Annotated in this window: 13 protein-coding genes; all 13 read right to left on the bottom strand. The window is 43.2% G+C overall.

What is annotated here, in order from left to right:
• The coding region (locus QAS77_RS06490) for a FecCD family ABC transporter permease (RefSeq protein ID WP_305064536.1) at positions 1-654 on the bottom strand (654 nt) is incomplete at its 3' end.
• Between the two features lie 201 nt (positions 655-855).
• Positions 856-1,722: a nucleotide-binding protein gene (locus QAS77_RS06485; protein ID WP_305064535.1), complete on the bottom strand. Its 867-nt coding sequence runs from the start codon at positions 1,720-1,722 to the stop codon at positions 856-858.
• A 3-nt stretch (positions 1,723-1,725) separates the two neighbouring features.
• Entirely contained in the window at positions 1,726-3,003 is a 1,278-nt protein-coding gene (locus QAS77_RS06480; RefSeq protein WP_305064534.1) for a nitrogenase component 1, read from the bottom strand.
• Between the two features lie 15 nt (positions 3,004-3,018).
• Positions 3,019-4,542 carry a nitrogenase component 1 gene (locus QAS77_RS06475; RefSeq protein ID WP_305064533.1) on the bottom strand — a complete coding sequence of 508 codons (1,524 nt, stop codon included), beginning with the start codon at positions 4,540-4,542 and terminating at the stop codon, positions 3,019-3,021.
• A gap of 28 nt (positions 4,543-4,570) precedes the next feature.
• Positions 4,571-5,257 carry a class I SAM-dependent methyltransferase gene (locus QAS77_RS06470; protein WP_305064532.1) on the bottom strand — a complete coding sequence of 229 codons (687 nt, stop codon included), beginning with the start codon at positions 5,255-5,257 and terminating at the stop codon, positions 4,571-4,573.
• A gap of 172 nt (positions 5,258-5,429) precedes the next feature.
• Positions 5,430-6,725: an ABC transporter substrate-binding protein gene (locus tag QAS77_RS06465; protein WP_305064531.1), complete on the bottom strand. Its 1,296-nt coding sequence runs from the start codon at positions 6,723-6,725 to the stop codon at positions 5,430-5,432.
• A gap of 55 nt (positions 6,726-6,780) precedes the next feature.
• A complete protein-coding gene (locus QAS77_RS06460; protein ID WP_305064530.1) occupies positions 6,781-7,119 on the bottom strand; it encodes an iron chelate uptake ABC transporter family permease subunit in 339 nt (112 codons plus the stop codon).
• 1 nt (position 7,120) lies between these two features.
• Positions 7,121-7,891 carry a class I SAM-dependent methyltransferase gene (locus QAS77_RS06455; protein WP_305064529.1) on the bottom strand — a complete coding sequence of 257 codons (771 nt, stop codon included), beginning with the start codon at positions 7,889-7,891 and terminating at the stop codon, positions 7,121-7,123.
• Positions 7,892-7,895: 4 nt separating this feature from the next.
• A complete protein-coding gene (cfbA, locus tag QAS77_RS06450; RefSeq protein WP_305064528.1) occupies positions 7,896-8,729 on the bottom strand; it encodes a sirohydrochlorin nickelochelatase in 834 nt (277 codons plus the stop codon).
• Positions 8,730-8,742: 13 nt separating this feature from the next.
• Positions 8,743-9,021 (bottom strand): hypothetical protein, encoded by a 279-nt coding sequence (locus tag QAS77_RS06445; protein WP_305064527.1) that lies wholly within the window; start codon positions 9,019-9,021, stop codon positions 8,743-8,745.
• Positions 9,022-9,034: 13 nt separating this feature from the next.
• Complete coding sequence (locus tag QAS77_RS06440; RefSeq protein WP_305064526.1) at positions 9,035-10,039, bottom strand: radical SAM protein; 1,005 nt, start codon at positions 10,037-10,039, stop codon at positions 9,035-9,037.
• 214 nt (positions 10,040-10,253) lie between these two features.
• A complete protein-coding gene (locus tag QAS77_RS06435; protein ID WP_305064525.1) occupies positions 10,254-11,558 on the bottom strand; it encodes an ABC transporter substrate-binding protein in 1,305 nt (434 codons plus the stop codon).
• 11 nt (positions 11,559-11,569) lie between these two features.
• Positions 11,570-12,151 (bottom strand): cohesin domain-containing protein, encoded by a 582-nt coding sequence (locus QAS77_RS06430; RefSeq protein WP_305064524.1) that lies wholly within the window; start codon positions 12,149-12,151, stop codon positions 11,570-11,572.
• Between the last annotated feature and the right edge of the window lie 145 nt (positions 12,152-12,296).

Raw genomic sequence — 12,296 nt, 5'->3', positions numbered from 1 at the left:
GGGCCATGATGACCGGTCAAGGTCACCAACCATCCAGAACACCGCTTCTTTCACAGCCTCTGCCTCGCCAAAGTACTGGAGTATCGTTGTCATCGCACCAAACAGGTACATCATCGCAATGCCAGCCAGGATCATGGTTTCCGGTGTTGCGCCTTTGTGGCTTGATAATCCCAGAATGATAAAGGAACATAACAGCGCAAATACAAATGCATTGCCTATGACAAGATATTTCCCACCAACAACACCAGCACCTGCAAGGATCGCAAGCGATGCACCGAATCCGGCACCAGAGGATATTCCAAGCGTATAGGGACTTGCAAGCGGATTCCTGAGTATTGCCTGCATCACTGCACCGGCAACACCAAGACCAATACCTGCCACGATACCCATGAGTATGCGGGGAAGCCTGAGGTTCCACACGCACACATCTGCAAGCCAGGTTGACTCAAAGTAATTCGGGAAGAACTTGTGTAGTATCGCAGAATAAGCTTCCCATATAGAGAGATCAGCAGATCCGAGTGATGTGGATATGCCCGATACAATGATAATCAAAGCTGAAAAGAAGAAAATAAAGAATATCTTTCTTCCAACAAACTTATTATATTGTTCTTTAATTTCTTCCTTTGTTACCAGCGAATGTTTTGTTTTTACCATGCTGTTGCTCCATTTTTATATCGGATTCATTTTATCAGATATTCATGACTTTTGCCATCTTCTAGACTTCGACATCCTCCGCAGTCACCAAATCGATAATACTTACTCGATTCACTGCACGTTTGAGCCGCTCTATTCCAGAGTTCTACACCTAAGACTTGTGTTTATGCAAATCGCCGGACTTTCCGATTTCTTAATAGTTCAGGCTCTGGTCCTATCTCCTATTATAGATGCCAGGACAGTCATCTCGTCGTTATTGAGAGATTTAGTCTTACTCACATGACAATTTTCGTAGATATTCAATGCAAGTTTCCTGAATAGGTTAGCCAGTTCACTGTCAGGCGCATACTCTATTATCGTCTTTTCCTCAACTTCAGCCTCGGAAAATAATGTGCTGGAAGGTATCTTCCCAACTATCCTGCTTCCCAACTTTAACGCAAAGTCCGAAACGACCTCTTCAAGATCCACAGCTCCTCTCACATTATAGATCACTCCTCCAACAGGGGAGCCTCCTCTTTCCACAAATTCCTCGATTCCCATACAGATGTTATTGGCTGCATAGAGTGACATGTAATCAGGGCTTGTGACAATGTAAACCTCATCGGCAAGTCCCATTCTAAGGGGAATGGCGAATCCCCCACATACCACATCTCCCAATACATCATATAGCACGATGTCCGGATTTAGTATTTCGAAGGCTCTAAGTCTTTTCAGAGTTTCTATTGCTGCTATCACGCCTCTTCCTGCGCATCCGACTCCCGGTTTCGGGCCACCGGCCTCAGCACAATATACTCCCCTGTAACCCTTTATGACGATATCCTCCAGTTCAATTACTCTAATCCCTTCGATCAGTTCCTTTACGCCATACCGCTCCAGATCAGCATTTCTGATAGTATCCAGTATCGTGGGAACTTCATTCCCACCACACAGATTGCGAGTGCAGTCATGTTTCGGATCACAGCCTATCACCATAACCTTTAGACCACTCTCTGCAAGAGCAGCTGCTATATTTGAGGAGATTGTGGATTTGCCAATTCCTCCTTTGCCATAGAATGCTATCTGTCTCATATTTTATACACCTCCATTATTATCAACACTCAGAAGAGGGTTCTCCTTGTACATCCCGCTAAGAGCGTTTATTATTTCTTCTATCCATGTTGCAGTTCCATTGAAACCAGCGAATGGAACAGATGTTAAAGAAATGTGATCCATTTCAGGAAATGAACATCTGATCAGGGGGACATCTATTTTATGAGCTATTCCTTTATCGAATGTGGATCCGAATAGTAATTGGGTGTCTCCATGTTCCAGCCTATCAAGCAGGCCTGACCTATCAGGTTCGATCATCACGTTATCTGCACATGTTAGTGTCTCTAATGTCCTGTCACAATAATCATTCTTTGATGTTATGGCAAGAACATCAACAGCTAAACCCAGTTCGGAATTCAAGAATGCCGCAAGAGGCGGTGCTTTGCATGAATCGCCAACAACCGAACAAGCCAGTCCGTAAATTCCCTGAAGTTGGAAAACGGTTTTCTCTATTAGTCTTCCGATCATTCTTCTCTCCTTCTCTATAACCTCATCTTCGATTTTGACATTAAGCTCTGAGCATATATCCCTGAGAAACTTTTCAGAGCCGTTCAAACCATAAGGATATTGCACAACGATGTACGGAGTTGAAAATTCTTCCTCCATTTTTCTGGCAAGTTTTAAGCCTTCCCCACCCAGAACCACATTCAGAGAAGCCTTTGGAGCAAGTACGATCTCTTCGAACGTGGATGCTGCAAGAACTGAGTTTATCTTCAATCCTGCTGTGGCTAACATCCTTCGAATCTCTACAAGGTCCTGCCTCCACCTCGGTTCGTCGGTATGCAGTCCAAGTAGATTTATTGACCTTTCTTCAGTTTGTTCTTTACTCATAAATTTCACAAGAGATTCCAACGAATCCTCGTATCCGCTCTGCATGGAACTAGAAAATCCTGCGCCACCGAAATAGCTAATCGGACACATAATACCCTCTTTTTCGGCACTCCATACGATAGGTTCAAGAAAATCACCCAGCATAGCAGGACCCGCAGAATCGATAAGGGCTATAAAACTGGGTTTGAACTTCTTGTATACCCTTGTTACAGCCTCTTGTGCCAGATAATCAGCTCCGTGCACAAGATGCCTCGCGTGCATACATGAAAATGTCATTCTCACATCGGATTGATCGGAAAGTGCTTTCATATAGAACATGCCGGCATAGCATCCTGAAGGAGAATGAAGTACAACAAATCCATCGGTTATTCCATGAAAAGCTCTTACAGCTCCTGTAAATCTATCACTTGTTATTGGGTCTAATACCATTGCATTCGCCTCCTTTTATACTTTAAGCTCGTTAGGTACCTCATGATACCATAGTTCCTGAAATAACTCCGCAAGATTTTCCCAGTGTTTATTAAACCTTGGCCATACATCAGTATACTCAACAAGTGAAAGAAGAGTATTCCTGCCAACACCGTTCGCCATACTCCATAATATGTCCTCTCCAACGTCCATAGTCGTCCTGAACCCTATGGAATCGTGACCATGATACCCATGATACCGCGTATACCGATCCACAAATACCGGAAAGCCTGAACCAGCATATCTACATGGATGTGCGTAAGCGCTTGGCATAACGAGTTTAACATCATGCTTCTTGAAAACTCTCAGTTCTTCTTCAATTGTTGGGTCTATCAGAACCTCTGGTTCCTCTTCCTGATACATGCTCAGAAATCTTAGAATACGCTTTTCAAGCCACTTGAGCGTTGAGTTACTCATATTTCCCCGTTCCCTGCTAAATCGTAAGGTAAGCACCTTGCATTTCATACCAAGATCTCTTATCATGATAGCTTCTGGAGCACTGATGCCCTGCATAGCTATGGGCATCCCTTGCATTCGCTTGCGATACTTATCTGCCATAAGCGTTGCTTCCTGTGCACGGCTGCTTACCGCAGCTTCAACTTCTCCCCCAAGACCAAAGTAATCACCTACTCTTCGAAGCAAGCTTAAGGTACCCTCTATTCCAAATGGTATCTCTTCAAGGTTGTACATCAAAACCGCTAAGTTCATAATATCGGTTCCAAATTTCTTCTCTGCAAGTTCAGCCCATGAAAAATGCCCGCCGTTGATATTGAGCTCTGCTTTCGGTATCGCCTTCAACTCAGAAACGGTATTCGAATCGAAATATATCCCATTTACGTTTATTCCTGATTCTGTAAGCATCTCGGCAAACTCAGAATAATGATTCCGGGGAGGGGGGAAACCTGCGTAGGCAATTAGATTAACTGAGTTCTCTATCTTATCACAATCCTCAAGCAATTGATCCGCTATTGAATAGAGCGCATCCTGATCTCCAACCCTTCTCCGCCTTTCCGTACGCGTTCCAGTCGTGTAAACTATATCGCATGGTACTTTCCTTTTAGCTTTTTCCACAATGTCAGGAAAATCGTCAGCAGTCAGGTCTGATGCACATGTCGAGATGACCATTAACAGTTCGGGTTTGTATTTCCTGTATGTCTCGACTATGCCTTCTTCTAACTTCTCATTGCCTCCGTATATCCCTTCTACCTCTGTAAAGTCGGTGCAGGGTGTAGGAATGTGGTTATCCCACGGCTTCATCGCACACATCTTTGTTTGAAAAGCGCATCCTTTGGGTCCGTGTATCAACGGGATACATCCCTGTATCGCTCTTGCGACAGCAAGCTGTCCTCGTATCTTACCATTATTTAACACCTGTCTATGAAGAGGAAACATAGAGTAAGCCCTTGCATGCCCCATCGTCGTGATGGGGTAATTCAGGTCTCTGATGGACGGTACAGCGGTTTCAGTGTGTGTTTGTATTTCGGTTTTTTCATCTATCATTTTAATTCACCTTTCTATTGTTGCTATTTTAATCTCCTTTTATAGCACTTATCAGAAAGCCATTGCCTTGGTAGCCATATTTTAGATGGTTAAGAAGGCTGTACTGCATTCGTATTTTTTTGTTAACTTCGATATTGATAAATCCAACAGTTTTAAGGAGTTCTATATCCGTATCTGGACGTTTTACATCTCTCATCGGTAAGCGTATATCGTTGAAAGTATGATTACGACGCTTACGACGCCAGATCGTTGGCCAATATTGGTCTGTGATCAAAATGAGAGGTGAAGCCAAAAAAATCTGCCAAATTCGTTTATATATTATCCTTTTGTAATCATCCCAGTTCCCATCAATGATCACAATCTTCCCACCTGACTTTAAAACCCTTCTCCATTCAGCAATTGCCATCTCAGGGTTTTGCAGTGTCCAGAGAACATGTCTGTTAAAGATCGCATCGAATGATCCATCCTCAAATGGCAGTTTCTCTGCATCCCCCTGTATAAGATCTACCGGAAGATCGAATCTTGTTGCATTTTCCCTTGCATTTTTTAACATTACTTCGGACAGATCCATCCCTGTGACATCATGACCCAATTCTATCAAAAGAATTGCAGATATTCCAGGTCCAGTTCCAACGTCCAATATCTTAAGTTTTTCTTTTCCAAATACTCCCGTAAAAATTTCTTGCCACACCTTCTTTTCTCTCCTCGAATGCATCTCACGCCTTACATACTTGCTGTAACTACCTGCACCCTTGCTCCAGTATTCATTGATTATTTCTTTCGTGTCTCACTCCTCCTAATAAAAATAAAAATGAGATGGAGAGAAAAAAAAACAACTTTCTCCAAACTTTTTGTAGTGCTCTTCTCCATCGCTATGCCATCCACTGCTACCATTCTTCTGGTGGTGGATAAAAATACACACCGTGCTCCCTTACATCGAAGTCTATGTAACAGAACTTGTCCACATATTCCTGATGTATTGCTTCTGGGTCTATATCCGTGAAGAGATCGGGGTGGAGCAATTTTGCCATGTATGCGGTGCTAATAATACCGGTTGGTGAAGCCACCATAAGACGGGCATATGGCACGTAAACACGCTTGTTCTTCACTGCATCGACGTTAGCCAATTCGGGACGGTCCAAAATTTCTTGTCTCACTGCTGCAAATGCTGAAGGATCATCCGTCTCATAGCCAGCACCCTGCTGTTCCCACAGGCTTCTAAATATGTACTCTGGCTGCTGCTCTATCACCCATTCGGGATCTACCATGATAGCCCATGTGTATCTTGAATCGTCTGGACCTACTAATTCATCAACAATATTTCTCCCGCCAGCCCGTAAAACCGCCTGAGCGTAACTACTACCCGAAGCAACACCGTAGTAAGACCCCGCACCCGTACTACCAGGTTCAAAATAAAATTGGGGCTTCTCATCCTCTGAAAGTCCATTTGTTCGAGATTTGAATGTGTTCATATATCCTTCAAACCAAGCAATAACCTCTTCAGCTTCGTCTTCTCTGTCCATAATGTATCCATACGTTCTTACGTTTTGTGGAAAGACTTCTGTTTGGCGCATGTTCAAAGAAATAAGCGGCATACCTGGGAGCTTTTCCTCAAGCTCCCTCTTTAATTCCACTTTAGCTGAATATGTGAGCTCAAAATTTGTCTGAACAGCGTCAGGTTTTAGGCTTAATATCATCTCGTAGTCAATGTTTGAGCTATCCGTTCCAACAACTGGAAGCTTGCCGATAATGGGAAAAAAGCTTGGCATTGTTGAAAATCTATAATTGCCAATAGCAACGAGAGTGTCACGCGCACCGAGCATCCGCGTTACCAAAGTACCAGAACTTCCCATGTTCACCAATCTCTTAATCGGCTTATTGACAGTCACGGCTTCATCGAAGATATCAAGGAACGTCATCTCCTTCTCCCTTCCCAGTATGATCAGCTCAATCTGCGTTACATCCTGCATGTTGATTCTGTCATCGTACTTACCATCTGCAAGTTCTGTCGCATCTTTGTATTCGAGTATGATCAGTTCGGTGTATGTCACATCCTGCATGTTTATCGTATCATCCTCGTTTGCATTCCCGAAGATGCCAAGCGTGTAGTCTGATGCTGCGGCTGGCAATGTCAGCAGCAACAAACTCATGGCTATTCCAGCCAATATTGCATTTATTTTCATAATTTATTACTCCATTATGGTTTTATTTTATCAATTTACATATATTATTAAGATATTACACAGTCACTTCATCATTAATCCATGTTGAAAGTATCTCCTCTGCCCATGTATCAACAAGCAATCCGTCGGATATATCCAGAACACTGGTATCTCCGATTGTACCTGTGAAACACACGATGCATGCGACCAGCAGAGTTGCAACCACCATGGTAACGATCCGGACGCGCCTGACATTCACACCAAGACTCGTCGCGGTCTCATCTCCGCCCCCCATCACATTAAGGTCCCATGACTTCATCATGAGCAGCGGGACACAGCATGCAAGCGTGCCGGTTATGAGTGTCACTATGGGCCATGATGCTTTATTGAAGTCCCATCCATCTTCATAGTTCATTTCATTCACCACCATTCGGTTTAACAGCAGTATAGCAGTATTGAACATGATTGCTGACTGAAATTTTATAATATAGAGGCATCCTCTCTATTTTTAACCTGCTTATCTCAACCATCGGCTCTGCAGAGATTCCCTTGAATCCAGTATCCTCCAGAAGCTTTGTTATCACAGACGGCTCCACACCACCCCTGAAGGGAAGCTCTGCTTCAAATTTCCCACTGTCATAGAGCGATTTCCACGGATTTCTTCTCTCTGCAATGAGAATATATAGATTTCCAAGCTGTCTACGGAATTGATGTGTTATTCCATCAGGGTGTCGTTCATGGAGGAAGAAGCAGAGTCTTCCACCAGGTTTCAAGACACGCTTCCACTCAGCAAGTGCCTTTTCCGGGTTGGGAAGAGTCCAGAGGACTGCTTTATTTACGATTGCATCGAATGATCCGGTTTCAAAGAATAGATTCTCAGCATCGCCCAGCTTGAACTCGGCTTCAACAGCTCGATCCACCGCTTTCTTCTTTGCTCTCTCCAACATCTCCTCTGATATATCAATGCCAACAACCCGATACCCCAGCTCAGCAAGCATAATTGAGAGAAAACCTGTGCCAGTGCCTATGTCGAGGATTTTTCGGGACTCTCCACCGATCTTCTTTTGAAGAATAGATTTCCATGCCTCCTTCTCCTTTCTACTAGCTATGATATGTCCTGGGGAGAAGTCAAAAGTTGATGATCTCTCATTCCAGTACTCCTTTATCTTACTCTTCACATCATTCATATTATCACCTACTCAGGTTTACAAGCCCTGATGTAGTACCATACAGGATCGTAAAAGTCACCCATGCAAGTTTATATCTTAGTGGAACTTCTTCCCGCTTTTTTGAAGATATCTTGCTCATTCCCTCCATCTTGAAAATCGATGCATCTTCGAATCCACCCTTTCTGAAGAGCTTCGCCTTATTGACTTTTTTAGCCAGTGGTATCGTAAGTGCTCCTGTGCCAGTACCGATGTCCAGTACTGTTGTAGTTGTATCGATATACTTCTTTAGCCTGTCAACAACAGGTGAGCGATATGCATCATGTCCACGATTATAGCTTGGAGATTGATCATCCCAGTATTCGTTGACCGAGTTTGCCTGCTGAGCGATATCATCCATCCAGATGGACTCCCGCATTCCCTGCTCCCAGAGTTGCGCCCCGTCTGGCATACCTGTTTGATCATTGAGAACATCCCCAATCCTCTTGCAGGCTATACCTGCTATGCACGGATTCGCACCCAACGGCTTTGCATACAGAAGTTCGATGTCAGCCCCACCAAGCTGGATCATAGTCCGGTTATTACCTTCGTCGATCCCGAGAACTCGCGGGATATCTTTTGTGGTGTGAACACTTGGCGTCAGGAAACAGGGCAGTGCTACAATCCTGTTAACTCCAGTTCCTTCAAAATTTTTTAGTTCTTCATGAAGGGTTGGAGTATCAATATTTAAAAATGCGGTTTTAACGACCGTATTTTCATTGCATTTTCCTATCATGTCAGCCACAGCATTCACAACCTCTTTGTTAAACGGGAGTGAACTGTCATGTCCGAGTACCAATACTCCTGTATTATTTTCCATTATATCAATCTCTTTAGTGAATTCCCATAACAGTGAGAACCGCAGTGATTACCTTTTCATCATACTGATCTTCAATGCCTTTGCCCAGATCAGCGTATCTGACCTTGAACATCCAGTTGCCAGATTTATCCAGTTTGATCAATGCAACACCGTCAGAATCAGTGGTCGCTTCAACCGCATCACCTTGTGCCGTAGCACACATCATATCTGCAAGCACCAAGATGGTATCAGCAGATGTAAAAACACATCGCAGCAGTAGGCGTGTTTTAATGTCGCTTCGTCGGTTTTTCATCGTGAAAAATCCTTTATCCAACTTTCATTCCTGCCTCTCTTACAAATTTTGTGACAGCGGGTAAAGGGTTAAACAATTCCAAATCGTCAATTATTTTTCGTTCACCTACAAACCAAGATGATCTCCGCATTGCTCCTGCTTTATAAATGGAAGCTCCTAAGTATGCTCGATTACCACCAGATAGTATAGATAATGAAAGAGAGTCAAGGACAGCTATACGGATGTCTATATCTCTGAGAATCAATCTGGCTATTGCAGCAGTTCTAGCTGTTTCTAATGGCGATGCAGGAGGGTGATTTTTCAAAGGCGTTCCTATACTTGGATTAAAACCCCCGACCCTAAGACAAAGGTTCTTAAATCTTTTCAAATAAAACATTTGATCGATATAGTCTTTATAAGAATAATAACCTCCCAGCCCTACCATCATAACAGTGTATAATCTTAGTCCTATGCTGTCGATTGTTTCGGCAAACTTTTGTTTCGTCTCTAAACTGTCCCCAGGTTTAACTTCTCTGAACAACTTTTTATTTATTGTTTCAAAGGCGCTACCGATTTCTTTTACACCCAATCTCTTCAACTCTATCAGTGTTTCCTCAGAAAGACATGGACCAATGTCTATTAATATATCTAATTTACTAACAGATTTAATAGCTTTGACTACATCAACGACCTCCGTAACATCACTCCCTACTACGGTCCCCCCAAAAACCATTACGGCCTTTGTGCCAGTTTCTTCTATCAACTTTGCGCCCGTCGAGAACTCTTCTAAGGTTAATACTGACAATGATTTATATTGAGAACAATATTTACAAGGAGGATTCACGGTGCAAGGGGTAAGTGGTCCCAAGAAACCATGTAACTTGAATATTTTCCCTACTTCCCTGTCTCTTACTTCACTGGCGACCTGAAACAACCGTATCATCTTATCATACGTTCTTGTCTCTCGAAAGATATATAACGCTTCTTCTCTACTGATTTCACGTTCTTTTGCGTTTTCAAGTATATTCTCAAGATTCATTTATTCATGTTCTCCGTCTATTCGAGAAAGCCCCTTCGGGGCAAAATTGAAGTGTGATGTTTTTCTCATCATGTATCTAATTTCAGTAGCAAGATAAACAAATGCGTTTATACTTTCCTATACGTTTAAAAATAAAAGGGAGAAAATAAAAAGTCTCTCCCGTCAAATTTTTTGTATCGTTCACTTGCATAACTGCCTGTTCCTGTGTTTTCTACTACGGCCATTCTTCAAAAGGTGGGTAAACGAATGCGCCTTGCTCTTTCACGTTGAAGTCTACGTAACAGAACTTGTCCACATATTCCTGATGTATTGCTTCTGGGTCTATATCCATGAAGAGATCAGGGTGGAGCAACTTTGCCATGTATGCGATGCCGATGGGGTAAGCACCTCCTCCACCAATCAATGTAGCCTCCATTGAGTAGACGTGCTTGTTCTTCACCGCGTCGGTCTTAGCTAACTCAGGTCGGCTTAAGAGTTCTTCCACCGATGATGCCATTTTCGATGGATCATCCGTTGCATAGCCAGCCATTGATCCCCACGCCAAACCGATAATGTACGCTGGATTCTGCTCAATCATCCACTCAGACTCTACATCAACACTATATCCACCATATTTTGGATGATCTGGGCCTATGATTTCCTCAGCAATGTTTCTTCCGCCGGCTATAACAAGAGCCTGGTCGACTCTATTGCCCGGACAGTTGCAACTATAACGCCCTGATCCCCACCACCAAATCCATACTTTCGGCTTCTCATCCTTTGAAAGTCCCTCTGTTCGAGCTTTGAATTTGCTGCCGTATCCTTCAAACCACTCAATGAACTCTTCAGCCTCGTTTTCCCTGTCAAGAATATGTCCATATACTCTCAGGCTGCTTGGTAAAACAGTTGGTTCACGCATGTTCAGACAAATAATCGGGATACCTGGAAGTTTTTCCTTATACATCTCCTTTTTTTCCTTTCCCCCACTTAGTACATGACTTATATCCTCTATATTTACCTGAACAGCGTCAGGATTTAGGCTGAGTATCTTTTCAAAGTCAGGTTCATTTCCCGGAGCAACAATCGGCAACTTGCCGATCTCCGGGTAAAAAGCCGGTTTTTCTGAATAATCTACAACGCCAACAGCAACGAGTATGTCCCTCGCACCAAGCGTCCGTGCCATGTCAACACCATACCAACCCATGTTCACCAATCTCTTAATCGGTTTATTGACAGTCACGGCTTCATCGAAGATATCAAGGAACGTCATCTCCTTCTCCCGTCCCAGTATGATCAGCTCGATCTGCGTCACATCAAGGATATCGATTTCACCATCATACTTCGCATCAGCAAGTTGTGTTTGATCATCAAGTCCTAAAACGACGGATGCGGTATATTCCACATCTTTTAGGTCTATGGTGTCATCCTCATTCGCGTTGCCGAAGATGTCAAGTGTGTAGTCGGATGCTGCTGATGCTGGCACACAGGTCAGTAAGATTGCAGTTATGACCAGCCCGAACAAGAAATTGTTACCTGTCATACATATCAACTCTACAATTTTCTACTGAACGTAACCAAACAGAAAACTGCGATCAAACCCACAAGAGCAAACACTGCCTCAAATCCAGGCGTGGATTCTGGCACATCTGACGCAGTAGTAACTCCCCAGTCCGTATCGATCCTGTTGGCTTCAGTGTTACCGAGCAGTCCGCTGGAAATGAGCAGATTGCTCTCACCATCGCCTATCACTTCAAACCCGATCCTGGCCAGTTGTCCGGAGCCGCTTATTCCAGTAACGCCTTCCAGATTGAAGATCACCCTGACCGCATCACCATCAATTGAACGCCACTGTACCGGTATCTTCGTTCCCTCAATACTCCCGTCCTCAACATTAACAACTTTCAGAACATCTGAATTGAATGACATGTCAAACTGACCTGCATCAAGGTTGTTAACATTATCAATTTCGAGTGCAGCATAAGCCGTACTTCCTTTTACCAGTTCCGGAGTAGTTAAACTAACCGTTGTTTGCTGCGCCTGAGCGGGAACTGCTGCAAATGCGACAAGGAACGCAGCTAAGCAGACACTGATTACAGTACTTCCTTTTAAACCATTCTGTGAATTTTTGTTCATTTGATGTATCCTCTTCAAATTAAATGGTAAATAGGAAAATCTGTTTTTACGGAATCTGTGACAATATATCCTTTTTTCGAATAAAAACAAAGCAATAGCCATTATGTAAATAGAAATATAGATATATGATAATAATTATTATGGT

Source organism: Methanococcoides sp. (assembly GCF_030594565.1).
Lineage (GTDB): Archaea > Halobacteriota > Methanosarcinia > Methanosarcinales > Methanosarcinaceae > Methanococcoides > Methanococcoides seepicolus.
The sequence above is the reverse complement of the archived record's forward strand: the minus strand, read 5'-3'. Positions and strand labels throughout refer to the sequence as shown.

What these genes read in the sequence shown, in the direction of transcription:
- QAS77_RS06485 (WP_305064535.1), bottom strand. Translation starts at nt 1,722, where the DNA reads ATGAGACAGATAGCATTCTATGGCAAAGGAGGAATTGGCAAATCCACA.
- QAS77_RS06480 (WP_305064534.1), bottom strand. Translation starts at nt 3,003, where the DNA reads ATGGTATTAGACCCAATAACAAGTGATAGATTTACAGGAGCTGTAAGA.
- QAS77_RS06475 (WP_305064533.1), bottom strand. Translation starts at nt 4,542, where the DNA reads ATGATAGATGAAAAAACCGAAATACAAACACACACTGAAACCGCTGTA.
- QAS77_RS06470 (WP_305064532.1), bottom strand. Translation starts at nt 5,257, where the DNA reads ATGCATTCGAGGAGAGAAAAGAAGGTGTGGCAAGAAATTTTTACGGGA.
- QAS77_RS06465 (WP_305064531.1), bottom strand. Translation starts at nt 6,725, where the DNA reads ATGAAAATAAATGCAATATTGGCTGGAATAGCCATGAGTTTGTTGCTG.
- QAS77_RS06460 (WP_305064530.1), bottom strand. Translation starts at nt 7,119, where the DNA reads ATGAACTATGAAGATGGATGGGACTTCAATAAAGCATCATGGCCCATA.
- QAS77_RS06455 (WP_305064529.1), bottom strand. Translation starts at nt 7,891, where the DNA reads ATGAATGATGTGAAGAGTAAGATAAAGGAGTACTGGAATGAGAGATCA.
- cfbA (WP_305064528.1), bottom strand. Translation starts at nt 8,729, where the DNA reads ATGGAAAATAATACAGGAGTATTGGTACTCGGACATGACAGTTCACTC.
- QAS77_RS06445 (WP_305064527.1), bottom strand. Translation starts at nt 9,021, where the DNA reads ATGAAAAACCGACGAAGCGACATTAAAACACGCCTACTGCTGCGATGT.
- QAS77_RS06440 (WP_305064526.1), bottom strand. Translation starts at nt 10,039, where the DNA reads ATGAATCTTGAGAATATACTTGAAAACGCAAAAGAACGTGAAATCAGT.
- QAS77_RS06435 (WP_305064525.1), bottom strand. Translation starts at nt 11,558, where the DNA reads ATGACAGGTAACAATTTCTTGTTCGGGCTGGTCATAACTGCAATCTTA.
- QAS77_RS06430 (WP_305064524.1), bottom strand. Translation starts at nt 12,151, where the DNA reads ATGAACAAAAATTCACAGAATGGTTTAAAAGGAAGTACTGTAATCAGT.